At 41.2% G+C, this 3,080-nt stretch carries 4 protein-coding genes; 2 read left to right on the top strand and 2 right to left on the bottom strand.

Annotation, left to right across the window (positions count from 1 at the left end):
• Positions 1-167 precede the first annotated feature (167 nt).
• Together U9O96_00170 and U9O96_00165 are read left to right on the top strand one after the other, a co-directional pair.
• Positions 168-1,430, top strand: a complete 1,263-nt coding sequence (locus tag U9O96_00170) for an aconitase/3-isopropylmalate dehydratase large subunit family protein (GenBank protein ID MEA2053525.1) — start codon at positions 168-170, stop codon at positions 1,428-1,430.
• The gene (locus tag U9O96_00165) at positions 1,427-1,957 is read left to right on the top strand and encodes a 3-isopropylmalate dehydratase (protein MEA2053524.1); all 531 of its coding nucleotides are present in this window, start codon (positions 1,427-1,429) and stop codon (positions 1,955-1,957) included. Before U9O96_00170 ends, U9O96_00165 begins: the two co-directional genes overlap by 4 nt.
• 195 nt (positions 1,958-2,152) lie before the next feature.
• Here U9O96_00165 and U9O96_00160 read toward each other — a convergent pair whose 3' ends face one another.
• A complete protein-coding gene (locus U9O96_00160) occupies positions 2,153-2,335 on the bottom strand; it encodes a hypothetical protein (GenBank protein ID MEA2053523.1) in 183 nt (60 codons plus the stop codon).
• 221 nt (positions 2,336-2,556) lie between these two features.
• Entirely contained in the window at positions 2,557-2,919 is a 363-nt protein-coding gene (locus U9O96_00155) for a class I SAM-dependent methyltransferase (GenBank protein ID MEA2053522.1), read from the bottom strand.
• Between the last annotated feature and the right edge of the window lie 161 nt (positions 2,920-3,080).

Raw genomic sequence — 3,080 nt, 5'->3', positions numbered from 1 at the left:
GATTCACAGCAACGGCTAACCGTGTTTACCGCCGAGTGAGATGTGGCATGACCGAGCCCCTTGTGGGCGAGGGCTTGCCGAGGAACGAAGGCGGAATGGGGTTATAGGGGCGTAGCCCCTATTTCACGGGCGTTAACATTTTAATACACAATTCCATTACTCGGATAATGGGAAAGACCATAGTCGAGAAAATTTTCCAGCGGCATTCAAAAGAGGAAGTGAAACCGGGCAATATCATATGGCTGGATCTGGATGTCCGAACAGCAAGGGATTTTGGAGGGGCCAATGTTGTCAAGCATCTGAAAAAAAATTACAGCGGCAATTATCTTGAAAATGCCGAGAAAACATATTTCACTTTTGATTTGAGCGTTCCGGCCAAGACGATAAAATATGCGATAAATCAGCAAATATGCAGAAAATTTTCTAAAGAAACGGGAATGAATCTTTTTGATGTCGATGAAGGGATAGGAACTCACGTCCTCATGGAAAAGGGCATTGTTATGCCCGGCTCGACGGCTGTGGGAACTGACAGCCACTACAACATTCTCGGGGCAATAGGTGCTTTTGGGCAGGGCATGGGGGATACTGACATTGCGTTCGCATTCAAAACAGGAAAAACGTGGTTTGAGGTGCCGGAAACCATGAAAATCAATGTCACTGGAGGCTATAAATGGCCTGCATCACCCCGTGACTTAACGCTAGCTGTTATGAAAAAACTGGGTTCTTCGGGGATGCTCGGGATGGCCGCCGAATATTATGGATATGCAATAGAAAAATTGAGCATTGACGGCAGGATAACTCTCGCATCCCAGACAACAGAAATGGGCGGAATAATCGCCTTTATATCTCCGAATAAGGAAGTTCTTGATTTTATCGGCAAAAGGACTGGCAGGAGTGTCAAGGGCGTATATGCAGACAGGGATGCAAGTTATGTTAAAGAGGTTGATGTGGATGTTGAAAACCTTGAGCCCATGGTAGCCTCGCCGCCAAAACCAACGAATGTATGTCCGGTTTCCGATATCGAGGGCATGGAAATAGACTCTGTGTTTATAGGTTCCTGCACAAATGGAAAATATGAGGATATGCTTGCTGCGGCAAAGATTCTTAAAGGAAGGAAGGTGAAGAAAGGAATCAATCTCAGAATTACACCTGCAACGAAAGAAGTCTGGGCGATGGTAATAAAAGAAGGACTGGTAGACATATTCATTGACGCAGGTGCTGTTGTTTTCACGAATCCGGGATGTGGGGGATGTGCAGAAGGAATGCCCGGCCTTGTGGGCGAAAGCGAAATAGAACTCTCGACAACAAACAGAAATTATAAAGGAAAGCAGGGACCTGGAGAGATATACCTGGTAAGCCCTGCCACCGCTGCGGCAAGTGCTGTGAAAGGTTGCCTTACGTCTCCGGATTCATTGGAGGTGAAAAATTGAAGCCTGCAGTCATCAAGGGAAGAATATGGCTCATAACAGATGAGAATGGAAAGAGACTTGACGACATCGACACCGATATGATTTTTCATAACAGATATTTGCACATAACAGAGGTTTCGGAAATGGGAAAACATGCCTTGGGCAACCTCGAAGGCTGGAAGGATTTTCCGGATAAAGCGAAGGAAGGAGACATAATCATCGCCGGCAAAAATTTTGGTGCAGGCTCTTCACGACAGCAGGCTGTGGACTGCTTTATATCTCTCGGAATACGGGCAATAGTGGCCGAATCTTTCGGAGCCATATACAAAAGAAATGCAATAAATTCTGGACTGGCCGTGCTGGAATGCCCGGGCATATTTGAAAAAGAACTGAAAAGCAGAGATGTTATAGAAATTGATCTGGAGACCGGAAGCATAAAAAAAGATAAAATCGAGGTGGCAAAAACCAAGCCAATGTCGGACGTTCAGATGGAAATATACAGGGCTGGCAACCTCTTCGAATATGGAAAATTGATGGGACGACAATAGGACTATGTATGAGGTGAACAGCATTAAAGAGCGCTTGCAGTCTATTCGAAAGGCCCCTTTGCGTTCTCTTTGCATTCCCTACAAACTTTTATCTCTACCTCGAGAAAATTTCTTATTTTGTTGGATATTTCTTCTATATCCATTTCGTCATCCCATCCCATTGGGATATAATAAGGTATGCATATAATATACTTTCTAAATTTTTTTGAAAATTGCCTGTCGGTACAACAAAAAGAAAAAGAGAAGGAATGTTATACGTTCCCGATAGAGACAAGGACTGCGAAGCAATCCGAAGAGTCGGCGAAGGGACGCCATAAATTTTTCTTCTTTTCCTTCTTCCATCCCATATCTTCCTTCATTTATGTTCCTATCTTTCATTTTCATCGCTTTAAATAAATCGCAAAGTGTTGTTCTGGAAGAAAATCAAATTCCTTTTCAAATAAATATCCAGCTTCTTCCATTTCCTGTTTAATAACCTCTTTTGGAATATGATGTCCAAATATTCCGCGAAAAGTGAAAATTTTGCCTTTCTTATATTCTATGATGATAATCTTGCCTTCGGATTTTAGAAAATCTTTTAAATTTCTAAAATATTTTACTCAATTTAGTATATGGTGAGTTACATTACGAATAAATATAAAGTCTAAACTTCTTTCAAGTAAATTTAATCTATCTTCCTTGGCAAGGGTTGGTATAACATTGTTCACCCCTTTTTCTTTGGCACTATTTCTGATAAACTTTAAAAAATCCGGGTTCGTATCAACTGCATAAACTTTTCCTCCATCCCCCACTATCTCGGCAAATTTCAGGGAAAAGTAACCTCCCCCTGCCCCAATATCAGCAATAGTTTGACCTGCCTTTAATCCAATAGCTTCTATAATTTGGTCTGGTTTATTTTTCGGATTAGATGCTTTTTTGTTAAACATTTTTGCTTGAAAATCTTTCATCTTGCCACCCCTCATTAATATTGTTTCTTTTTATATCTTTTCATTTCAGGATATTCGAATGCTTTGAAAAAGTAGTCAAAAAATGAAAAAAGCCATAAGCAGACCGGAAAAATGATTTGAGAAATGATCTGCAGGATTCAACAAAATTTTGAATACGCCTTCCCACTTTTTTATTT

It is taken from the genome of Candidatus Thermoplasmatota archaeon, assembly GCA_034660695.1.
GTDB lineage: Archaea > Thermoplasmatota > E2 > UBA202 > DSCA01 > JAYEJS01.
The sequence above is the reverse complement of the archived record's forward strand: the minus strand, read 5'-3'. Positions and strand labels throughout refer to the sequence as shown.

Excerpts from the sequence above, each read along its gene's own strand:
- U9O96_00170 (MEA2053525.1), top strand. The coding sequence starts at position 168 with ATGGGAAAGACCATAGTCGAGAAAATTTTCCAGCGGCATTCAAAAGAG.
- U9O96_00160 (MEA2053523.1), bottom strand. The coding sequence starts at position 2,335 with ATGAAAGATAGGAACATAAATGAAGGAAGATATGGGATGGAAGAAGGA.
- U9O96_00155 (MEA2053522.1), bottom strand. The coding sequence starts at position 2,919 with ATGAGGGGTGGCAAGATGAAAGATTTTCAAGCAAAAATGTTTAACAAA.